Source organism: Actinoplanes sp. URMC 104 (assembly GCF_051386375.1).
Taxonomy (GTDB): Bacteria; Actinomycetota; Actinomycetes; order Mycobacteriales; family Micromonosporaceae; genus Actinoplanes.
Genome location: NZ_JBPQTO010000007.1, coordinates 264,871 through 286,979, shown reverse-complemented (window position 1 = coordinate 286,979; position 22,109 = coordinate 264,871). Strand labels below are relative to the sequence as shown.

Below are 22,109 nucleotides of genomic sequence, written 5' to 3'. Positions count from 1 at the left end.
CCTCACAGCGCCCTCCCGGCGATCGCATAGATACGGTCGAGGTCTTCTGTCTGGAGCAGCCATGTATGTCGCATGGCGGCTACTCGGGCGGCCTGTGCCCCGAGCTGGTCTCGCAGTTTGTCGTCAGCGATAAGAACGTTCAGCGTGTCGGCCATCGCGGCGGTGTCGCCGATCTCGACCAGACGACCGGTGATGCCGTCTTCGATCAGGGATTCCATGGCGGTGACTCGGGTAGCGAGGATGGCTCGTCCCTGCACCATCGAGCGGACGAGGATTCCGCTCGCCGGGTTGGAGCTGCGATACGGCAGTACTACCACGGCGGCGTTGGCGATCAACTCGTCGAACGCATGATCGTCGAGGTATCCCAGCCACTCGGGTGGGTTGGGGAAGGACGCGCTTCGATCGCGTAGTCGTTGAACCCAGGCCGCATGCTGACGGGACGCGGTTCCCGCAATGAGCAGGCGATAGCCCCGCCGGTCGCCGATCGTGCTCCAGGCGTCGAGTAGGTCTTCGAGACCTTTCGCCGGGCTGAGGAAGCCGCCGAAGACGATTGTGTCCGAGGCCGATGGTGCCTGTCCCGTCAACGGAGCGTCCGCCCCGTGGCCGATGATCCCGACGCGTCTCATGCCGGCGGTCTTGCAGCGCTGCGCAGCCGTCTCACTGAGCACAGCCACCGCGCCGGCTCGGCGGCGGACGAGGCTTGTCACGGCGTTATTGAGCAGCGGCGCAGCAACTTTATGCGCAATAGCGTCGCGCCAACCAACTTTCGCGGGCATGACAGCGGCGCCGGGCGCGTCGACCAGCGTCGGTGCGTCGTGCGCGACGAGTACGACGTCGCCGCGAATCAGTACCGCCAGCGCCGCGAACCAAAACGGAGCCGTTGCGGTTCGGCCGAACTCGATGTGCACCACGCTCGTTCGTTTGATCTGCCGGTATGCCTTGGCCGCGGCCCACAGCCCGGTCCAGGCTGGTGCAGCCGTTTCGGCGAGCACGATTTCACGCACGTCGCGCCCTTGGCGCCGGAACTCCCGCGCAACCTTCGTGGCGACATGAGCCACACCGCCCTCGGCAGGCAGCACGAGCAAGATGGCTGCGCCCATCACCATGTCTTGCACCTGCTTGCCGATCGGCCGATTGGTACCTGGCTCACAACCAGGTGTTGGCAGACGATGACCTTCTTGCCAGCGGCGGCAGAACAAGGGTGAAAAATCGGACTCACAACAGACTCCGATAGTGCTCAAGTGTCTTGTCGACCATGAGGTCGAGCCCGAACGCCGCCGCGTCTTTGCGCCCGTTGTCGGCGAGGCGACGTGCGTAGTCCTGGTCGCGCACGATGCTGTCGATCGCCGTGGCGAGGTCCATCGGATCGTCAGGTTTTACCAGCAAGCCGGAGCGCTCGTGAGTGAGAAACTCTTCGACACCATCGACACGAGTTGCGACGACAGGTATTCCCATCGCCATAGCTTCGAGAGCCACGTAGGCAAAAGACTCCCACCTTGATGGCAAGCACACGACCGTCGCCCGCTGTATCAAACCTGCAACGTCGTCGACCCAACCGCGCAGTTCGACGCGTCCAGGCGCTGTGTGGGACGCCAAGGTTTCCAGCGCGGCGCGTTGGGGACCCGACCCGGCGACCACGACCCGCCAGTCCTGCTGGGCTAGCGCGACGGCGTGGATCAGAACGTCGTGTCCTTTCTGCCGAATCAGCGAACCCACAGCGACGACTGTGCGGTCATGGTCCGGCGTGATCGGTGACGTGGCGGCTGGCCGGAAGTGGTGTAGGTCGACGCCGTTATGGATGGTGACAATCCTGCGCGCTGGCAACGTGTAGCGGTGCAGCTGAAACTGACGCGACCCCTCGCTGACGGCGATGATTGAGTCAACCAGGCTCAGTTGTATTCGTTTGAATACAGTCTTGGCTATGCCTGCCCCAGGTGTTCGCCGATCACTGGTGAGAGTGCGGTCGGAAGCATTGTTGCGGGGGAGGTGCTCCGTGACGACGAGGCGGCGTGCCACTCGGCGGGCACGCAACAACGCCGGCAGACTTGTTCGGTCGTACGTGTCGGCCAAATGAAGGTGCCAAACATCTGCCCGGATCGCGCCGTCCTCGAACGCTAGGAATCTGGCGCCGAGATCGGCTGCCACCGTGGCGATCTGTGACTCCCGCGGTGCCGCGAATTCCACGGTGATACCGCGCCTGATCAATCCGGCGCCAAGGTCGTGCATATGCCGGCCCACTCCGCCGGCCGTGCGTGCATCGGTCGCGAGAACCACCTTCATCGTGCACCCGCCATCATGAAGTGTCGAAGGCGGGCTGGAAGGAGGTGTACGAATTCATCGGGCCAACCGTGCAGCGCCGTCAGTACAACTACGTACAAGACTGCCGAGAGCGCCAGGGCGAGCCATGGTCGGTCGATGAACATCACGCCGACACCTACGGCGCCCGCACTCGCCAGCAGCGGTAGGAGGCTCACTCGAAGAAGCCCACCGACCGGAATTCGGTCGCGTAGCACCAGCCAGGAGCCAACGCACACAACGGCTTCGGTCAAGACTGTGAGCCACGCAGCGGTCATGATGCCGTAATGCGGTGCGAGGACAAGATTGCCCACGACGTTGACCACCAAGGCGACGGCGTTCTGGATGATCAGCCATCGAGCCTTCGCGGCGGCCATGAGCGGAACACTCAGCAGATTCACAAGCAACGCTATGGCGCCTGACAGAATGAGCACACGAAGTAAGCCGCCTACGGATGCGTACTCCGAGCCGAAGAGGATCCGCATCACGCCGGCCGCGTTGATGCCCACGCAGACGAGCGCCGGCATCACCAGGCTTACGAACCAGTGCCACAGACGGGTCATCAACGCCCCGAAGCGTGCCGGATCGCTCCAGTCGGCAGCAATCTGCGGTAACGCGACTGACATCACGAGGACTGGGAATATCGTCAGAATGCCGAGCACCTTTACTGCACTCGCGTAGTGGCCGACCTGGGTAGCTGGAAAGAGGGCCGAAAGAATGGCGATGTCGATGGAGGTATAGGCGGTGGACAGGAACGACGCCAGCCCGATCGGGTACGCCTCCCTGATGAGGCCACGCACGGTACCGGACGAAGTTCGACCCATATGCAACCAGCGTTGAGCAGCCAACAACACGAGCAAGCTGTTGACCACTGAAGTTGCCGAGGCGGCGGCCGCCAACAGTACGGCAGGAGCGTCGGCCAAAGCTGCGAACACGATCACAGAAGTGGAGGAAAAAGCGGTGATCAAGTCTATCTTCGCCATGCGGCCGACCTCGTGTCGGGCGTAGAAGAATTGACGTACAACGCTCGTCCCAGCCAAGGCAATAGCGGGCACCAACACGAGAAGAGTGCCACCACGGATTGTGTCCATGGCGAACAGCGCCGCTACGCCTACTCCGGCCGCCGCAACCAAGCACGACCAGATGGCACTGACCTTTAGCACAAGGCGGGCATAGCCGGCCTCATCTGCGCGGCCGCGCCCAATGGCCATACCGAGCACTTGGCCGAAGCCGAATTCGGTGAGGGCCGTGAACAGGTAGAAGGCAGACATCCCTGCGGCGTACTGGCCGAAGTGATCAGGCCCGAGGCATCGCACCACGACGATAGAGGAAACGGCCGACATGGCAGATCCCACGATCTTGCGAGCGATCATCAAACCGGCCGAGCCGGCGAGACTCTGCGTGGCAGTGGCAGGCCCCTTATCGCTGTCCATACCGTCGGCCGCGATGACAGACAGATCTTGAACCTTCGGCGGTGTGCCATCTCCGTCAGTCATCGCTGCCCTGCCCGGCCAGCCCGGTGATGATGCCGAGAATAGGGGCCAACGTCGCTGCCACCGGTACGTATTTGAGAATCACAATGTCTGTGAGGGCTGCCACGGCGAGGGCGGCAACCGCACCGATCAATCCGGTGGCGAGCAAGGGAGCCTTGATGTAGGCGCGGCGAAGGTCTACGGCCAGCCCAGCGGCCAGAAGGGCCAGCGCGCCGAGTCCGAGAGCGCCAGACTCGGCGAAGATCTGGAAGTATGTGGAGTGAGCGTGGGTGAATTCGCCGCTGTCCGGAGCGTCGGCCAGAAGAATGGCGTTGAGATTACCCACGCCAACCCCGGCCACTGGACTCCCACGGCCGGCCTCCAGGGCGACGTGCCAGTAGGCCTCGCGATCACGGTCACCGTCCGCCGTGGCTACTCCTTGAGCCGTGGGATCGGAGATGGACGATGCGCGCTCGATCAACGACGGGCCCCCGACGATAAGGGCACCCGCCATGAACAAGAGAGCCATCGTGCCGACGATTTGAGCGACACGCAGGCGCGATCTGGCTGGGGTGAACGCCACCACCACGAGCAGGGAAGCCAGCGCGCCCAGGGTCGCCATGCGCGAGAGTGTGAGCGCCAGGCCGAGGCCTATGGTGCCCACTGCTATCGTCGTGATTCCTGCGAAGACCCACCTGCGGCGACGCAGCAGAAGGTACAGCGCGGCTACACCGATGGGTACGGCGACCGAGAGACAGGTGCCCAAAGAGATCGGGTCGAAGTACATTCCTGTCGGCCGTGTCTTGTCGGCGAAAGCAAAGAAATAGTCGGTGCTGCGTGCGGCGACGCCCGAGTACGCGTCAAGCTCGCTACCTGTCATGTACTCCCAGATAGCGATACCGGCTTCCAAGAGCAGGGACGCGAGTCCTGCGCCCAGCAGTACCGACACGCCGCCGGCCATCTGTGTGGCGCGGGCGCAGATGACGGCAACGGCCAGTGCCGTGATCGCGACCTGGATTCTCGGCCAGACTGCATTGCCGTGCGCGAATGACGGCGCGGCCAACACGGCGGCGAACGGCACCGTCCGCCCCAGTGCGGACCAGCCAACTCGAGGCGTCAATCCGAGCAGGATCGGAACGGCGGCCAGCAGGCATACCACCGTGAGAACGCTGAAGCCGACGCCCGCGAAGCTGGCTGAAAGCGTGGCCACCGGCGCCGCGACGACAACTACAGCAGCAAGAACGAGGAATCGTTGCCTTACGATCACGAAGCCGGCAAGCAGGAGCGGCACCGCGACAGTGAGTGAGTATTTGATGGGCGACGGCGTGGAGAACGCCAGGCGCTGCGTCCAGCCAGACGCTCCGAGAAGCAGCAGCGGCGCCGCCAGCAGCAGGACGACGAGCTGCTGCGGCCCGAGCCGCAAGCGGGAAGTCGCCTGATCTCGGAAGGCGATCAGGCCGTTGGAAGCGGCGGTCATCAGCCCACCAGGGACCCACGACGGTGGATGATCGGGCCGGACTTGCGGCGGCCGCTTACCACCGCCAGTTCAGTGACCAGCACGAGGGAGGCGATCAGGGCGACGATCGTGTAGAGAATCGGTTGTGGCGACACCTTGTCGGCGACCGGTGAGACGGTCAGGGCTGTCAGTTTGACGCCAGCTCCAGTGCTGCCCTTACTGGTCTGATTGACCACGTCGATCCGCTTCAAGGTCAACGATGTGATCTGCTGCAGCGCGTTGCTGAGCTGGGTGTTGATGGCTTGTGCCTTCGAGGAGCCGGGCGCCGCCGCCCCCAAGGCCTTGGTGAGACGAACGACGTCGGCCTGGGAGGCAGCCAGCAACTTGTCCAAGTCGGCCAATTGCTGCTGCTCACTCTTCCCGGTGGACCCGAAGATCTTCTGAGTCTGAGCGACGAGGGCACTTGAAACCGCCCGGGCGCCCTTGCTCGCCTCGTCGGCCGAGTCGGCCTTCACCGTGATCCGCACAATGTTGGTGTTGGCTAGCGTGACGGCGGTAGTCCCGGCCGCAAGCCGGTCGGCCGGAATACCCGAGCGGCCGGCCGCATCAGTCGTCACTACCGAGGTTCGCGCGAATTGGGCATACTGCGAAGCCAGGTCGTTGGCACCGTTGACCGAGTCCACGCTTGTGACCGAGGACGTGCTGGCAACGAGCACGTCGCTGGTCGCGGAGTAGGTCCCTGGTAGCACCAGACTGATGCCGTAAGTGAGAGCTGCGACGACCAGCGACACGCCGATGATGGTGAATCGAGCTCGCCAGATGAGCTGAGGCCTCGTGGCTGACCTCGGCAGAATGATTTCTGCTGTTTGTTCAACTCGGCGCGTCGGATAACTCGTCATCTTCTCGTCTCTAGGCGTCGTTACAGGCTTTGTCCCGGTCGGCTTGTTCGGGCTGCGCACAGGACCAGCCTTCGGTGGCGAGTAGCTGCCGGTCGGCGGGCGGTAGCCCGGTGAACCCCCCATCCTTCTGAGGTCTCGAGTGGTATCTGGCTGCACGCTCTGCTGGCGAGCCGAAGCCAAGGAGCGGTGGCGGCCGGTCGAAAACGGGTCGGTGTCCTGTCTCATCGCCGTCGCTGCGCTGTCGCTGAATGCCTCCGAGACGTGAAGGACCTCAGTCGCTGCCGGGTCGCCGGTAGGGAAGGTGGCGGTCATTAGGACGAAACCTCTGCTTCGTGGGTCAGCTGCCGCGGGCGCCGAAGGCCTGACTGAAGGTCCAAATGAGAACCTTCATGTCCAGCCACAGGCTCCAGTGGTCGATGTAGTAGTTGTCGTGGCGGACGCGGTCGTCGATGGAGGTGTCGCCGCGCAGGCCGTTCACCTGGGCCAGGCCGGTCAGGCCGACCGTGACGCGGTGGCGGGACTGGTAGTCGGGGAAGATGGCGCTGAACTGCTCGACGTAGTGGGGTCGCTCGGGGCGCGGGCCCACGAAGGTCATGTCGCCGCGCAGGATGTTGAACAGTTGCGGCAGTTCGTCGATCGAGGTCGCGCGGATGATGCGTCCGACCCGGCCGACCCGGGAGGCCGCGACGTCCGACCAGGCCGTGTCGGAGTGGTCGGCGGGGACCGGGCGCATCGAGCGCAGCTTGTACATGGTGAAGAGCCGGCCGTCGCGACCCACCCGGACCTGCTTGAAGATGGGGTCGTGCCGGTCCTCGACGAGGATCGCGGCGACCACCAGCAGCATGAGCGGCGCCAGCAGGATCAGCAGGGCGGCGGCCAGGACGATGTCGAACAGCCGCTTGCTGAATCGCTGCCCGAGGCTCCAGCCGCGGCTGATCCGCAGGATCGGCACGCCACCGATGTGGTCGCCGATGGCGCGCGAGCTGTCCAGCGGCCACGACCGGAGGAGCAGAAACGTCGCCGGCATGCTGGAGCGGCTGCGGAGGCCGTCGAGCAGCCGGGGCCGGTCCACCGACATCTCGTCGATGAGCAAAACGCTGATCTCGTGCTTCTCGACGATGCGGGGAAGGGCGGCGAAGTCGCCGAGGTAGTGCCAGCCGCCGGCGGGGTCCTCGGCGTGGACGGGGGAGTCGGCGACGTAGCCGACCACGTTCAGTCCGTACGTCTTGTGCCGGCTCAGCACGCCGAGCACCTTCTGGGCGTGTGCGCCGCCGCCCAGGATCAACGTCGGGTGGCAGACCAGACCGGCGCTCCGGCCGATCCTGATCGCCGTGAAGATCAGGCCGCGGGCCAGCAGCATGCCGCCGATCATCAGCGCCGCGCCGGTGACGTGCCGGCGCAGCTCCAGGCCGACGCCGAGCATCGCCGGCGCGGTCAGTGCCACGCTCATCGCGACGACGAACTGGCTCACCAGCTGTGGCAGCTGGTCGAGGAGGGTGAGGTGCAGCCGGGGCCGGTAGAGGCCGGAGGACGCGTACGAGGTGACCGTGAGCAGCCAGCCCAGCAGCAACGGCCACGTCCACTGCACCCACCAACCGGCGAAGCAGGCGGCGACGACCGCGTCGCCCAGGAACAGCACCCGCCCGGTTTTGAAGTGCTCGCCGAAGCGTCGCCACGCCGACTTCGCCGGTGCGGCGATCCGGCGGTCACGGCGGGAGAGGACGTCGATGGTCGTCTTCTCCCAGGCGTCCGACCGGGCGTCCGACCGGGCGTCCGGCCTGGCCTGCGGGCGAGCCGCGACCGGGCGGCGTGGTCCGAGCTGCCGCCTGCTGCTCGACTCACTCATTCGCTTCTGCTCCTCGGTGGGGAGAGCGACGGTGTGGGTTCCGCCCGCGTCGGAGCTCATCGCCAGTCTTTCGGTGGAGTCGGTCGGCGTACGGAAATGGTGATTCCCGCAATTCAGGTCCCCATTCGGCCGCGATGCCGTGCACGGGACGAAGGAACCTTAAAGATCGCTGAAACAGAACGGCGTCAACCGTTCGGCCGATCCCAAGATCCGGCAGGTCCGAAACGGGCCAACGCGACCTTTGTGTTGCCCGCGCTTCAGGTGGGGGCATAGGCGTTCAAGCGCGCGCACCTTCGGCCGTGCTAATCGGACAAGTCCGATACGGCGCCACGTCGGCGGGAGGGCTTGTGAGCCGCGTGATCTGTCGCACCTGGAGTTTGAGCTGCTCACGGCTGTGTCGAGTGCAGGCGAGAGCGGGGAGCCTGAAAGAGGCTTACTAGTCTTCGGCTCTTTCTGGGTTTTTGGTTACGGCGGGGTTTCGAGGACTACCCCAAGGGGGCCGAACGGAGGATGCCGCCGACTTGACCGCTTTGGCGAACGACGCAAGGGTGTGGGCATGGTTTTGGCGTCCGGCTCTGGTGAAAACGAACAGCCGAGGCATCGGCGCGGACGTTTCGGGCGTCTGCCGGGATGGAAGAAGGCGCTGGCGATTCTCGCCGGGTTGCTCGTTCTGCTCGCCGGTGGAGTGGCCGGCGGCGGCTACTACCTTTACCACCGGTACGACAAAAAGGTCAGCCGTGAGGCGTTGCTGCCCGACGACAGCGATCCGGGGGCGAAGGAGCAGCGCGAGGAGAACTGGAAATCCGGGCCGCTCAACCTGCTCCTGCTGGGGTCGGACTCGCGGGCCACCGAGCCGGGGGGCAAGAGCCCGATCGGGGAGCGCTCGGACACGATCATGCTGGTGCATGTCGCCCGGGGGCGGGACAAGGCGACCATCGTCTCGATCCCGCGGGACAGCTACGTCGAGGTTCCGGCGGCCGGCGCGTGGAAGGGCGGCAAAAACAAGATCAATGCCGCCTTCGCGTTCGGTGGGGCCAAGCTCACGGCGACCACGGTCAAGCGGCTCACGGGGGTGTCCCTGGACGGCGCGATGATCGCCAACTTCGCGAGCATCCACGAGATGGTGTCGGCGGTGAACGGGGTCGACGTCTGCGTGCCCTACGACGTGCGGTCCACGTTCTCGGAGCGGGTCTGGGCGAAGGGCTGCCACGACATGGACGGCGCCGAGGCCGAGGAGTTCATGCGGCAGCGCTACGAGGTGCCGGGCGGCGACTTCGGCCGGATGTACAACCAGCAGCTGGTGGTCAAGGCGGTGATCGCCAAGGTGTCGAAGGGCGACCTGCTCAGCAACCCGATGAAGTTCGACAACCTGCTGGTCACGGCGGCGGAGGCGCTCACCGTGGACAGGAGCCTGGACGTACGGGAGCTGGCGCTCGCCGTGCGCGACATCAAGCCCGACGCGATCAGGTACGCGACGGTGCCCTACACGTCTGCCGGCCTCAGGACGCCGGCCGGCAGCGCCGTGCAGCTCGACAGGGCCAAGTCGGCGGCGATGTTCGCGGCGATCCGCAACGACACCATCGACCAGTGGCTGGCCGCGCACCCGCAGAAGGCCCCGGGCAGCTGATTCCCGGCCGGCGGGCGGCGTTAATCACGGGGCGATACGGGGCCGATCCGCCTATTCTTGCTGCGCGATGTCGACAACACCCGAACTCCGTAGCCGCCTGGCCGATCTCCTTCCCCGTGACGAGCACCGCCTCGGGCGGCGGCTGGAGGGCACCCGCCGTATCAAGGACGAGGCGGCGCGGGATGCTGCCCTGAAGGAGATCTCGGCGGAGATCGACCGGGCGGCGGAGCGGGTCGCGGCCCGGGTGGCGAGCGTGCCGCCGATCAGCTATCCGCAGTCGCTGCCGGTCAGCCTGCGCAAGGACGACATCGCCGCGGCCATCCGGGACCATCAGGTCGTCGTGGTGGCGGGCGAGACGGGCTCGGGCAAGACGACCCAGATCCCGAAGATCTGCATGGAGCTGGGGCGGGGGATCCGCGGGCAGATCGGGCACACGCAGCCGCGCCGGATCGCCGCCCGTACGGTGGCCGAGCGCATCGCCGAGGAGGTGGGGCGGCCGCTGGGCACGACCGTGGGCTACAAGGTGCGCTTCACCGACCAGGTCGGCGACGACACCATGGTCAAGGTCATGACCGACGGCATCCTGCTGGCCGAGATCCAGAACGACCGCAACCTGTACCGGTACGACACGCTCATCATCGACGAGGCGCACGAGCGCAGCCTCAACATCGACTTCATCCTGGGCTATCTGCGCGAGCTGCTGCCGCGCCGGCCCGACCTCAAGCTGATCATCACGTCGGCGACGATCGAGACGCAGCGCTTCGCCGAGCACTTCGCCGACCGCGACGGTAAGCCCGCGCCGGTGATCGAGGTGTCGGGGCGCACGTTCCCGGTCGAGGTCCGCTACCGGCCGCTGGTCACCACCTCGGAGGAGGACGAGACCGAGGAGCCGATGGACCAGGTCGACGGCATCGCCGAGGCGGTCGACGAGCTGGGCCGCGAGGGCGGCGGCGACATCCTGGTGTTCCTCTCCGGCGAGCGCGAGATCCGCGACACCGCCGACGCGCTGGCCAAGCGCAACCTGCGCAACACCGACATCGTGCCGCTGTACGGCCGGCTGTCCGCCGCCGAGCAGCACAAGGTGTTCGAACGACATTCGCAGCGCCGGGTCGTGCTGGCCACCAACGTCGCCGAGACCTCGCTGACCGTGCCGGGCATCCGGTACGTCATCGACCCGGGCACGGCCCGCATCAGCCGGTACTCGCACCGGCTCAAGGTGCAGCGGCTGCCGATCGAGCCGGTGTCGCAGGCCAGCGCCAACCAGCGCAAGGGCCGCTGCGGCCGGGTCGCCGACGGCATCTGCATCCGGCTGTACTCGGAGGAGGACTTCGAGGCGCGGCCCGAGTTCACCGAGCCGGAGATCCTGCGGACGAACCTCGCCAGCGTCATCCTGCAGATGACCAACCTGGGGCTGGGCGACCTCGCGAAGTTCCCGTTCATCGACCCGCCGGACCGGCGCAACATCACCGACGGCGTGAAGCTGCTCGAGGAGCTCGGCGCGCTCGCCGAGCGCAAGCTCACCCCGCTGGGCCGCCAGCTCGCGCAGCTGCCCGTCGACCCGCGGCTGGCGCGCATGGTCATCGAGGCCGACCGGCAGGAGTGCGTCGCCGAGGTCATGGTGATCGCGGCCGCGCTGTCCATCCAGGACCCGCGCGAGCGCCCGGCCGACAAGCAGCAGCAGGCCGACGAGAAGCACGCCCGGTTCACCGACAAGGAATCGGACTTCTTCAGCTACCTCAACCTGTGGCGCTACCTGCGCGAGAAACAGCAGGAGCTGTCCGGCAACCAGTTCCGCCGGCTGTGCCGCAGCGAGTTCCTCAACTACCTGCGCGTACGGGAGTGGCAGGACATCTACGCCCAGCTGCGCCAGGTGGCCCGGACGCTCAACCTCTCGATCGCCGAGGACCGCGAGGAGATCGCCGAGGGCCAGCACGTGCACACCGCGCTGCTGTCCGGCCTGCTCTCGCACATCGGGCTCAAGGACACCGACAAGCGCGAGTACCTGGGCGCGCGCGGCGCGAAATTCGCGATCTTCCCGGGCTCGGCGCTGTTCAAGAAGCAGCCGCGCTGGGTGATGTCGGCCGAGCTGGTCGAGACCAGCCGCCTGTGGGGCCGGGTGAACGCCCGCATCGAGCCCGAGTGGGCCGAGAAGCTCGCCCCGCACCTGGTGAAGCGCTCGTACTCGGAGCCGCACTGGGAGAAGAAGCAGGGCGCGGTCATGGCGTACGAGAAGGTGACCCTCTACGGCCTGCCCATCGTGCCGCGGCGCAAGGTCGGCTACGCCAAGGTCGACCCCGTGGTCTCGCGCGAGCTGTTCATCCGGCACGCGCTCGTCGAGGGCGACTGGGACACCCACCACAAGTTCTACGCCGACAACGCCAAGCTGCTGGCCCAGATCGAGGAGATCGAGAACAGGGCGCGGCGCCGGGACATCGCGGTCGACGACGAGACGGTGTACGCCCTCTACGACGCCCGCATCCCCGCCGACGTGGTGTCCGCGCGGCACTTCGACGCGTGGTGGAAGAAGGCCCGGCGCGACGACCCCGAGCTGCTGACGTTCACCCGCGAGCTGCTCGTGAACGCCGGCCGCGACGCCGTCGACCCCAACGCGTACCCGGACGCCTGGCTCGCGGGCGGGGTGCGGCTGCCGCTCTCGTACGAGTTCGAGCCCAACTCCCGGGCCGACGGCGTCACCGTCGAGGTGCCCATCGCGCTGCTCAACAAGCTCGACCCGGACGACTTCGGCTGGTCCGTGCCCGGCTTCCGCAAGGAGGTCGTGGTGGCGCTCATCCGGGCGCTGCCCAAGGCGTTGCGGACCAACTTCGTCCCGGTGCCGGATTGGGCGGAGGCCGTGCTCGACCGCATCCCGGCGCGCCGCGGCCCGCTGCCCGACGCGGTCGGGGGCGAGTTGCGGCGGCTCACCGGCACGATCGTGCCGCGCGACGCGTGGCGGCCCGACCAGGTGCCCGAGCACCTGCGGGTGAACTTCCGGGTGGTCGACGAGCAGGGCGCCGTGGTGGGGGAGGGTCGCGACCTCGAGGTGCTGCGGCGTTCGCTGGCGCCCAAGGTGCAGCAGACGATCTCCAAGGCGGCCGGCGACATCGAGCGGCGTGGCATCACCGCCAACGACTTCGGGGTGCTGCCGCGCCGGGTGGCGCAGATGCGCGGCGGCTACGAGGTCAACGTCTATCCGGCGCTGGTCGACGAGGGCGACAGCGTCGCGATCCGGGTCTTCGAGACCGAGGCCGAGCAGCGTACGGCCATGGTCGCGGGAACGCGGAAGCTGCTGCTGCTGACGTTGCCCCCGGCCGCGCGCTACCTGCAGGGGCGGCTCGACAACCAGGCGAAGCTCGAGCTGTCGCGCGGGAACCCGTACCGGTCGATCGCGGAGCTGCTCGACGACTGTGCCGGCGCGGCCGTCGACCGGCTGGTGACCGATGCGGGCGGGCCGGTGTGGTCCTCGATCGAGTTCGCCTCGCTGCGGGACACCGTACGGCAGGACCTGGTCGACGCCGTGGCCAACGTGGTCACGCAGGTGCGGCAGGTGCTCTCCACGGCGTACGACATCGAGCAGCGCCTGAAGTCGCAGCGGAACCCGACGCTGCTGCCCGCCCTGGCCGACGTCCGCCAGCAGCTCAAGGGCCTCGTGCACGCGGGCTTCGTGACCGAGACCGGGTGGAGGCAGCTGCACCACCTGCCCCGGTACCTGCGCGGCATCGTCTACCGGCTCGACCGGCTGGGCGCCAACCTGGCCCGCGACCGGCAGTTGATGGCGCAGCTGCACGAGATCGAGTCCGAGTACCGCGAGCTGCGCGCGGAGCTGCCGGCGGGCACCGCGGGCCTGACCGAGATCCGCTGGATGATCGAGGAGCTGCGGATCAACTTCTTCGCCCAGTCGCTCGGAACCGCCTATCCGATATCGGACAAAAGGATCTTCAAGGCGATGGACCAGCTGCCCGTGTAGCACGCTCGTAGGCGCTCGGGTGCCGTTCGGTTACCCCCCTGTCGTCCGTGCTCCCGAGGCCCTAGCGTTCTGGCCATGACGAACGAATTCCTCGCCTTCGCCCCGATCTCCGCGCTCGTTCCGGCCTCGCCGGCGACCGGCCTGCTGGACGAGATGATGGCGCGGGTGGGCGTCGACGGGATCGTCGCCGCGCTCGCCGACCCGGGTCTGCTCGCCCTGGTCGACCAGCACGCGGCCGCGGTTCGCGACGCCCTGGAGTCGGCCGGCCGCGACGCCGACGCCGACGGTCTCGCCGGGTACGCCCGCGCGATCGTCGCCGGCGCCCGCCGGATGAGCCGGGAGCTGCCCGCGCCGGGCGAGGCTCCGGCCGCCCCGGGCGAGTGGAAGGCCGCGGACTGGCACCTGCTGCGCCTCGTCGCGATCTGCATGATCGCCGAGGAGAACGGGGTGCTCTGAGCCCCTCGAACCCGCAGGGACGGCCCGCTCCGGCGGGCCGTCCCTGTTCCGTCTCCCCGCTCGTTCCCCCGTTCGGGATCGCCCACCCGGCCGCCGAATCGCCCCGAAACGCTGATAGGGGCGGTTTGCGGAGAAAACGGTCAATACGCCATCTTGTACGTATGAAGCTTGCTCTCGCGCTCGCCGCGGCCTCCGCTCTCGTCGTCCCCGCGACGCCTGCCCTCGCGGCGACCACCCCGACCACGGCGCCCACGCCTCAGCTGGTGGCCCGCTGGACGTTCGACGCCGGAGCCGTCAACGGCACCGTCGCCGACACCTCCGGCCGGGGTCCCGCGCTCACCACCCGCTCCGCCGACCAGGGCGCCGTCCGCTACGAGACCGCCACCCCCAGCGGCCGCTTCGTGTCCTTCCCCGCGGCCTGCGCCACCACCGCCACCACCTGCCCGCGCGCCCTGTTCGAGACCGCCAACGTCGCCAGCCTCAACCCCGGCACCCGGCTGTTCCGCTGGTCGGCGCGGGTGCAGGTGACCAAGGCTCAGATCACCGGCTCGGCCAACATCCTGCAGAAGGGCGTCGCCGGCACGGCGAGCCAGTGGAAGATGCAGGTCGGCCGGACCAACGGCAAGGCGCAGTGCGTCGTCACCGGCACCGGCTCGTCCACCGTCTATCTGGCGCGCTCGTCGGCCTCGGTCGCCGACGGCCAGTGGCACAAGGTGCTCTGCCAGCGCAGCGGCACCACACTCTCGGTCTGGGTGGACAACCAGCTGGGCGGCCAGACCACGATCCCGTCGACGCTGTCGATCAGCAACACGATGCCGCTGCGCATCGGCGGGCCCAACTTCAAGACCAGGACCGACATGTACCACGGCCGCCTCGACGACGTGTACGCCGAGCTGGGCTGATCGGCGGGGGCGGTTACCTCGAGGTGCCCTGAGCTCGGAAAAGTGCCTCCTTCCGGGCTCGGGGCAAGCCTCGTACGGTCGTCCGGGTAGAGATCTTCGAACCGTAGGAGGCACCGGCATGGCCGTCACCCTGATCGATCCGCCCGGACTGCCGCAGATCGACGTGTACCGGCAGGTGTCGGTGGCGACCGGCTCGCGGCTGATCCACGTCGCCGGGCAGGTGGCCTGGGCGGGCGGCGACCTCGCCACCCAGGTCGAGCAGAGCTACCTCAACCTCGCCACCGCGCTGGCCGGCGTGGGCGCCACGTTCGCCGACGTGGTCAAGCTGACCGTGCACGTCGTTGACTGGACGCCGGACCGCATGCCGGAGTTGCTGGACGGCATCGCCCGGGCGTCGGCGAAGCTGGGCGTCCCCATCGCGGCGCCCGCGTCGCTGTTCGGGATCGCGGCTCTCGACGTGCCCGAGCACCTGGTGGAGGTCGAGGCGACGGCGGTCCTGGAGTGAGCGCTCAGCCGTCGAACTTGCGGCGGGACGCCTCGATGTGCGCCAGGTGCTGCTGGGTCCAGCCGCACATGCCGTCGACGACCGTGCGCAGGGCCTGCCCGGCATCGGTGAGGCCATAGTCGACGCTGGGCGGCACGGTGGGGTGCACGGTCCGCTCCACCAGGCCGTTGCGCTCCAGCGTCCGCAGGTTCTGGGTCAGCACCTTGTGGCTGATGCCGCCGATCTCCCGGCGCAGCTCGTTGAACCGCATGGTGCGCTGCCCGAGGAACTCGATGATCAGCAGCGTCCACTTGGTGGCCACGTCGGTGAAAATCTGCCGGGCCAGCGAGTCGGCGCGGGCGAGGTCGGCGTCCGGCGGCAGCTCGGCGATCTCGGCTCGGGTACCCATGCCTCCACCGTAGATCCTGCTCTCGCCGGAGGCTCGATGCGGGCGCTCCGGGGTTTCCTGCGGTTCGGCCCCGTACCGCCGCAACATCCGGTGGACTCCGGAAGCCGACTGGGTGCATCTGTGAGTGAGGCATCGCCGTACGGCGGCGGGGCGCCCGGCGGTGAGGACCGCGGGCGCCCCGCTGCTCGCGCGGGACGACTCAGCTGCGGCGGAAGGCGTACGAGCGGCCGGTGCCCGCACTCGCGGCCCGGCCGGAACGGGCCCGCTCCGAGCGTTCGCGGGCGGCCTGGCGGCCGTCGCGGGCTCCGTGGTGCTCGGCGTCGCCGCGTCCCTTGCGGGCGGCCTTGGCGTCGTCGGCGGCGGGCGGGGTGAAGGTGGTGGACTCGTCGGGCAGGGCGACGGTGAAACGCTGACCAGGCATAGGGGCCTCCTCGGGACCCGCGCGATGCGGGGCCGGGCATGGTGGAGCCGGGGGAGATGAGCGTGGTTGCTCCGGGTGTCGGCGCGACGCGGCTCCACGGCGGCATCCCGCCGGAGCACCCGGAACCGAGCACGGAAAAGGCCCGAACGGGCCGGAGGATCAGCGCATGGGTGTCACGGTAGGCGCGGCGCGCGGGGCACGCTAGCCATTTATCAGCCGGACGCCGGCGGTCAGCATCGCCGTGGCGGCGGGGAAGTCGCGCAGCTGCGACTGGACCGTTCCGAGGCCGACGCGCAGCGCCACCGGCGGCACGCCGCGGGCCTGCAGCACGCTGCCGGTCCAGGCGACGAAGTCGGTGAACACGGCGGTCTCGCTCACGTACAGCGCGGCGGCGAGGAAGTCGACGATGTGGGCCATGTCCTCGGCGGTGGCGTCGAGCTGGCGCTGGTTGTAGTCGCGCATCGCCGGATAGGCGCCGGTGAGCTGCCGCATCGCCGTGCCGATCAGCTCGGGACGGTTGCGCACGACGTACGTGTACTCCTCGTCTGCCAGGTACGCCGGCAGCTGCGGGTCCTGGCCGTGCGGGGGCCAGTTGCGGGCCAGCCGGTACACCGCCTCCTCGGCGCCCGCGGCCCACGCGTCGGCGCCCAGGCGCTGCGCGTAGCGGCCGCCGGGCCCGAAGCCGGGACCTCCGGCGATGACCGGCACGCCGGCGGCCCGGCAGGCGGTGATGGCCGCGTGCGCCCGGGGCAGCCGGGTGGCGATCATGCAGCTCAGCGCGACCACGTCGGGGCCGGTCTGGTGCAGATGCGTGACCAGGTGAGGGCCCGGCACGTTGGCGCCCAGGAAGTCGACGCGCCAGCCGTCCAGCCGCAGCATCTCGGCAAGGATGCGGGTCGGCAGCGCGTGCCACTCACCGTCGACGCACGCGATCGTGACACGGCCGCGCGACGGCCGGACGTTCGTGCGGGCCGCGACCGCCGCCAGCGCGCGCTCGCTGATCGCGGTCGCCGCGTGCTCGCGGGCCACCGACCAGCGGTTGGCCGCCCACAGCTCGCCCACGCGGGCCTGGGTGCCGCCGATCAGGTCGATCATGATGCGTTGCGGCGGCACACCGCCGTCGAGCAGCTCGTCGACCACCTCGACGGCGCCGTACTCGTCGCCCTCGCCGACCAGCGTCAGGAACTCCTCGAACACGCCGGGGTCGTCGAGGGTGCGGCGGGAGGCGACGCTCATGAGCGCTGCCGGGCGCGCCGGTCGTTGCGCCGGGCGTCGATCGCGAACGGCGAGGTGTTGCGGGCGCCGTTGCGCAGGCTGAGCTGCGTGCGGGTGGGGGCGCGGACCGCCAGCATCGCGATGTCGTCGCGGTTGCCGCCGCCGTGCACCCAGTCGCTGACCAGCTGGCGGACGCGCTCGACGGTGGCCACGCCGGGCAGGCCCTGGCACTCGGCCAGCGCGTCGCGCAGCCGGTCGTCGCCGAACTGCTCCTCGCCGCTGGGGCCGCCGCGCGCCTCGATCAGGCCGTCGCTGAACAGCAGGCACAGCTCGCCGGGGGCCAGCTCGACGTCCGCGGGCCGCACCACCGTCCGCGGGACCGCGCCGATCAGCGTGCCGCTGACCGCGACCTCCTCGACCGTGCCGTCGGCGCGCAGCACCAGCGGCGGCGGATGGCCGCCGGTGGCCAGCGTGAGCCGCACCCGCCCGTGGTCGGCGCGCACGACCGAGCCCACCACCATGGTGACGAACCGGTGCTGGCGGCCCGACTCGAGCAGCGCCTTGTTGAGCACCCGCAGCATCTCCACGGGCGGCGCGTCGACCAGCCGCAGCGCGCGCAGCGTCTGGCGCACCTTGCCGGTGAGCACGGCCGCCTCGGGGCCCTTGCCGCACACGTCGCCGAGCGCGATCACCGTGTCGGGGCTGGTGTCGGTGGGGCCGAACACGTCGTAGAAGTCGCCGCCGATGCGCATCGCCTCGCGGGCCGCCTGGTAGGAGCCGACCAGCTCGATGCCGTCGGGCTGGGGCAGCTCGGGCGGCAGCAGGTCGGCCTGCAGCACCGCCGTGGTGTCGACCTGCTCGCGGTAGAGCCCGGCGGCGGAGATGGCAGCGCCGGCGCGGGCCGCGAAGATGCGGGTGAGGATCTCGTCCTCGGGCGTGAACGCGGCGTGCTCGCCGCGGCGGGCCAGAATGAGCGCACCGGCCGGTTCGGCGTTGCCGGGCAGCGGCGTGACCAGCAGCGCGCCGACCGGGCCCAGCTCGGCCGGCAGCAGCCACCCGGGCGCCTGGGACGGGTCGAGCCACCTGCTCGGGATCGGCGGGAAGCCGCCGAGCGCCTCGACCAGGCCGGGGACCTCGGGCAGCCGGCCCTCGCGCAGCATGCCCTCCTCGAGCGTGCCGCCCGCGACCAGCCGGACCCACTGGGTCTGCCGGCGGTTGACCGGCAGCACCACCACGGCGGCGTCGGCCAGGTGGGACACGGCGAGCTCGGCGGTGATCCGCAGGCACCGGCCCTGGTGCAGCGTCGAGGAGAGGCGGCGCCCGGCCTCGGCCAGGAACGCGGTGCGGGCCCGCTCGGCGCGCAGCGCGTCGGAGCGGGCGACCTCGTCGGTGCGGTCGCGCAGGTACCACCCGTAGTGGTCGGCGCCCAGCGCGCGCCGGTGGCCCTGCAGGTGGCGGCCCTCGTGCACGTCGGTGAACGTGTCGATGCCGGCGGCGAGCGCGCCCACCAGGCCGGCCGGTGCGCCCTCGGCGGCGCTGCGCCCGGCGACCAGGCCGGGGATCAGCGCCCGCGCGGCCGAGTTGACCATCAGGATGATGTCGTCGGCGGAGCCGCAGACCACCACCGCCTCACCGGCGGCGTCGAGCGCGGCACGGAGCAGGGCAGGTGCGGGCCCGTCGGTCAGCCTTTCGCCGGTCTCGACCGGCGATTGCGCCGTCATGGTCCCTCCTGTTCTCTCCCCGCCGTACGATCTTCGTTCGTCCCAGCGTACGTGCCCGCCGGCCGGGCTGCCGGGCGCAGGCCGCGCGGTCAGGCGGCCTCGTCGGCCAGGTCGACCACGATCGGCGCATGGTCGCTGGGGCCCTTGCCCTTGCGCGCCTCCCGGTCCACCACCGCATCCGTCACCCGCCCGGCCACCGAGTCGGTCGCGTAGACCAGGTCGATGCGCATGCCCTTGTTCTGGTGGAACATGCCGGCACGGTAATCCCAATAGGTGAACGGATGATCTCCCTTCATCGGCCGGGCGACGATGTCGCGCAGCCCCACGGCGCGGATCGCGGCCAGCGCCTCGCGCTCCGGCGGCGTCACGTGGGTGGAGCCGGCGAAGACCCGCGGGTCCCACACGTCGTCGTCGGTGGGCGCGACGTTGAAGTCGCCGGCGACCACCAGCGGCCCGGCCGCGGCCTGCGGGGCCAGCGCCGTGCGCAGCGCGGCCAGCCAGGACAGCTTGTAGGTGTAGTGCGGGTCGTCAGGGGTGCGGCCGTTGGGCACGTAGATCGAGTAGAAGCGGATGCCGCCGCAGACGGCGCTGATCGCGCGGGCCTCGGGGTCGGGGAAGCCGGGCTCGCCGTCGAAACCGTGCCGGACGTCCTCGAGCCCGGCGCGGGAGAGCAACGCGACACCGTTCCAGCGGCCCTGGCCGTACGCCGCGGTGTCGTAACCGAGGTCGCGGACCTCGGCCGCCGGGAAGCCGTCCGCGGCGACCTTGGTCTCCTGGACGCACAGCACGTCGGGTTTGGTGGTGTCGAGCCACTCCAGCAGGCGCGGCAGGCGCGCCTTGACGGAGTTGACGTTCCAGGTGGCGAAGCGCATCTGCCCAGAGTGCTACATGTCCGGGCGCCGCGCGCGCCTCAGGAGCGGCGGGTCGTGCGGGTGGCGGCCAGGATCGCGGCGGTCAGCCCGCCCGTGAGAACAAGGAGGACCGCGACCAGCCACACCACGGTTCCCTCGGTACCCACCAGCGCCGCCATGCCTTTTTCCTCTCGACGAGTAAACATGAGCCGGTTGTGATCCCCGTTACCCACGAACCCGGTGGTCGAATAATGCCCGAGTCGCGCACAGGTTGCCAGTCGTGGTGTCGCCTTTGTCAGCATGCGAGCGGCCGAGCACGACGGGTGAGGGCGCAGGCCCGCTCGGCGTGCCAGTGCCGGGCGAAATCGGCGGGCGGGACGGCCGGGCCCCACAGCCAGCCCTGAGCGCGGGTCACGCCGGCCGCGGCGAGCGCGTCACGCTGCGGCCGGGTCTCGACGCCCTTGGCGATCACGGTGAGCCCGAGGGTGCGGCCCATCGTGACGACCGCGCGCACGAGGTCGTCCGCGGGCAGCAGGGACCGGTCCAGCTTGAGGCCGGTGACGGGCAGCCGCAGCAGGCCCACCGGGGAGCCGGCGCCGAAGTCGTCGAGCAGCACCTGGCAGCCCAGCCGCCGCAGCTCGAACAGCGCGCGGCCCGGCGCCGGGGACGCCGCCTCGAAGGCCACGCAGTGCGCCGGCACCTCGTACTGCAGCAATTCGGACTCGACGGTGCGGGCCAGATCCGCGTCGGTGAGCCGGCGGGCCGAGACGTTGACCGAGAGGAAGAAGTCGTCGCCGACCGTGCCGTCGCCGCGCCACCCGGCCAGCCGGCGCAGCGCCTCGCCGCGCACCAGGTCGTCGATCGCGCCGATCAGCCCGCTGCGCTCGGCGGCCGGGACGAACGCGGCCGGCGGGACCGGGCCGTGCTCGGGGTGCACCCAGCGGGCCAGCGCCTCGGCGCCCACGGGCACACCCGTGGCCGGCTCGACGATCGGCTGGTACGCCACGCCGAGCAGCCCGTCGCGCAGTGCCGCCCCGAGGCCGTCCATCACCGGTCGGTTCGGTCGCCGCGGGGCGGAACTGAGCCCGGTCAGCGGGCCAGGGCGGTCGACGAGGGCCGCGCGGGCGCGGCGATGCGCTGCTGGGGGAGGGCACGGCCGTGGGCGAACAGCGTCGGGCTCGCGGCGCGGCGCAGGACCGTGCGGGCCACCGAGCCGAGCAGGCCGGCGTCGTGGCTGCCGCGCGGGCCCAGCACGGTCACCCGCGCGCGGGTGGAGGCGCGTACGAGGGTGGGGGCGACCGATCCGGAGAGCAGCCGCACCCGGTGGTCGCCGAGGTCGGGCACGGCCGCGACCGCCCGCTCGAGCACGTCGAGGCCCTGCTCCTCGGCGCGCAGCCCGGGCTGATCCACCACGTGCACCACCAGCACCGGGACGTTGCGGCGGGCCCCCTCGGCCGCGGCCAGGCGCAGCGCCAGCAGCGAGCACTGCGAGCCGTCGACCGCGGCGAGGATCGGCCCGGCCTGCGGGCGCGGGCCGCGCGCCACCAGCACGGGGCACCAGGAGCGCGCCACGGTCTGCACCAGCACCGAGCCCGACGGCAGCCAGGGCAGCGTCGCCAGGTCGTCGTCGCCGAGGACGACCAGTTCGGCCGCGCGGCTCAGGCGCAGCAGCACGCGATCGGCGAGCCCGTCGACCAGTTGGCCTGTCACCCGCACCCCGGGTGTGGAACGCTGGGCAGTGGCGACGGCCGCGTCGACGATCCGGGTGGCGGCGCGCCGGGCCCGGTCGTAGTTCTGATCGAGGCGGGGTGACCAGGTGAAGGCGTGCACTGTTCGCAGGTCGCGGTCGCGGGAGACGGCCTCGCGGGCGGCGAGCCGCACGGCGGCCAGCCCGGCCGACGTGCCGTTCACACCCACGACGACGGGAGACGGACTCGGTTTCGGCATGGGGCTCGCACCTCCGCTGGACTGCAACCATTATCTATACCGGTGCGCCACTCTTCGTGATCAATCCCTCAGCAGGGAGCCGCCTGATGACCCATTCAGGTTGAGGGTTTACGGTGAACTTCAAAATTTCTGGGACATCTGCCG

At 69.6% G+C, this 22,109-nt stretch carries 18 protein-coding genes; 5 read left to right on the top strand and 13 right to left on the bottom strand.

Features of this window, described 5'->3' with window-relative positions; all coding sequences use genetic code 11:
* Window positions 1-2: 2 nt before the first annotated feature.
* The 6 genes from ACSNN8_RS22980 to ACSNN8_RS22955 all read right to left on the bottom strand — a co-directional run bounded on the left by ACSNN8_RS22980 (window position 3) and on the right by ACSNN8_RS22955 (window position 7,968).
* Complete coding sequence (locus ACSNN8_RS22980) at window positions 3-1,106, bottom strand: glycosyltransferase family 4 protein (RefSeq protein ID WP_436651350.1); 1,104 nt, start codon at window positions 1,104-1,106, stop codon at window positions 3-5.
* A 109-nt stretch (window positions 1,107-1,215) separates the two neighbouring features.
* Complete coding sequence (locus ACSNN8_RS22975; protein WP_436651348.1) at window positions 1,216-2,280, bottom strand: glycosyltransferase family 4 protein; 1,065 nt, start codon at window positions 2,278-2,280, stop codon at window positions 1,216-1,218.
* A complete protein-coding gene (locus ACSNN8_RS22970) occupies window positions 2,277-3,791 on the bottom strand; it encodes an oligosaccharide flippase family protein (protein WP_436651346.1) in 1,515 nt (504 codons plus the stop codon). Before ACSNN8_RS22970 ends, ACSNN8_RS22975 begins: the two co-directional genes overlap by 4 nt.
* On the bottom strand, window positions 3,784-5,244 hold the full coding sequence (locus ACSNN8_RS22965; RefSeq protein ID WP_436651345.1) for an O-antigen ligase family protein: 1,461 nt from the start codon (window positions 5,242-5,244) through the stop codon (window positions 3,784-3,786). The genes ACSNN8_RS22970 and ACSNN8_RS22965 overlap by 8 nt, the downstream gene beginning before the upstream one ends.
* Window positions 5,244-6,122: a Wzz/FepE/Etk N-terminal domain-containing protein gene (locus tag ACSNN8_RS22960; protein ID WP_436651343.1), complete on the bottom strand. Its 879-nt coding sequence runs from the start codon at window positions 6,120-6,122 to the stop codon at window positions 5,244-5,246. Before ACSNN8_RS22960 ends, ACSNN8_RS22965 begins: the two co-directional genes overlap by 1 nt.
* Before the next feature lie 337 nt (window positions 6,123-6,459).
* A complete protein-coding gene (locus ACSNN8_RS22955) occupies window positions 6,460-7,968 on the bottom strand; it encodes an exopolysaccharide biosynthesis polyprenyl glycosylphosphotransferase (protein ID WP_436651341.1) in 1,509 nt (502 codons plus the stop codon).
* A 661-nt stretch (window positions 7,969-8,629) separates the two neighbouring features.
* Here ACSNN8_RS22955 and ACSNN8_RS22950 point away from each other — a divergent pair.
* From ACSNN8_RS22950 to ACSNN8_RS22930, 5 genes are all read left to right on the top strand, one after another.
* Window positions 8,630-9,595, top strand: coding sequence for an LCP family protein (locus ACSNN8_RS22950; RefSeq protein WP_436651340.1), 966 nt, complete (start codon window positions 8,630-8,632; stop codon window positions 9,593-9,595).
* A 67-nt stretch (window positions 9,596-9,662) separates the two neighbouring features.
* On the top strand, window positions 9,663-13,559 hold the full coding sequence (hrpA, locus tag ACSNN8_RS22945) for an ATP-dependent RNA helicase HrpA (RefSeq protein WP_436651339.1): 3,897 nt from the start codon (window positions 9,663-9,665) through the stop codon (window positions 13,557-13,559).
* Window positions 13,560-13,634: 75 nt separating this feature from the next.
* Window positions 13,635-14,015, top strand: a complete 381-nt coding sequence (locus ACSNN8_RS22940; protein ID WP_436651337.1) for a DUF6401 family natural product biosynthesis protein — start codon at window positions 13,635-13,637, stop codon at window positions 14,013-14,015.
* Between the two features lie 161 nt (window positions 14,016-14,176).
* On the top strand, window positions 14,177-14,917 hold the full coding sequence (locus ACSNN8_RS22935) for a laminin G domain-containing protein (RefSeq protein ID WP_436651336.1): 741 nt from the start codon (window positions 14,177-14,179) through the stop codon (window positions 14,915-14,917).
* Window positions 14,918-15,035: 118 nt separating this feature from the next.
* Entirely contained in the window at window positions 15,036-15,422 is a 387-nt protein-coding gene (locus ACSNN8_RS22930) for a RidA family protein (RefSeq protein WP_436651335.1), read from the top strand.
* Window positions 15,423-15,426: 4 nt separating this feature from the next.
* Here the strand turns inward: ACSNN8_RS22930 and ACSNN8_RS22925 are convergent, their stop codons facing one another.
* From ACSNN8_RS22925 to ACSNN8_RS22895, 7 genes are all read right to left on the bottom strand, one after another.
* Window positions 15,427-15,810: a winged helix-turn-helix transcriptional regulator gene (locus ACSNN8_RS22925; RefSeq protein WP_436651333.1), complete on the bottom strand. Its 384-nt coding sequence runs from the start codon at window positions 15,808-15,810 to the stop codon at window positions 15,427-15,429.
* A gap of 199 nt (window positions 15,811-16,009) precedes the next feature.
* Complete coding sequence (locus ACSNN8_RS22920; RefSeq protein ID WP_436651332.1) at window positions 16,010-16,231, bottom strand: hypothetical protein; 222 nt, start codon at window positions 16,229-16,231, stop codon at window positions 16,010-16,012.
* Between the two features lie 201 nt (window positions 16,232-16,432).
* Window positions 16,433-17,467 (bottom strand): cobalamin B12-binding domain-containing protein, encoded by a 1,035-nt coding sequence (locus tag ACSNN8_RS22915; RefSeq protein ID WP_436651331.1) that lies wholly within the window; start codon window positions 17,465-17,467, stop codon window positions 16,433-16,435.
* Entirely contained in the window at window positions 17,464-19,167 is a 1,704-nt protein-coding gene (locus ACSNN8_RS22910; RefSeq protein ID WP_436651330.1) for a PP2C family protein-serine/threonine phosphatase, read from the bottom strand. The genes ACSNN8_RS22915 and ACSNN8_RS22910 overlap by 4 nt, the downstream gene beginning before the upstream one ends.
* Before the next feature lie 89 nt (window positions 19,168-19,256).
* On the bottom strand, window positions 19,257-20,039 hold the full coding sequence (locus ACSNN8_RS22905; RefSeq protein WP_436651328.1) for an exodeoxyribonuclease III: 783 nt from the start codon (window positions 20,037-20,039) through the stop codon (window positions 19,257-19,259).
* Window positions 20,040-20,313: 274 nt separating this feature from the next.
* Entirely contained in the window at window positions 20,314-21,066 is a 753-nt protein-coding gene (locus tag ACSNN8_RS22900) for an EAL domain-containing protein (protein ID WP_436651327.1), read from the bottom strand.
* A gap of 41 nt (window positions 21,067-21,107) precedes the next feature.
* Window positions 21,108-21,965, bottom strand: a complete 858-nt coding sequence (locus tag ACSNN8_RS22895; protein ID WP_436651326.1) for a universal stress protein — start codon at window positions 21,963-21,965, stop codon at window positions 21,108-21,110.
* Window positions 21,966-22,109: the final 144 nt, after the last annotated feature.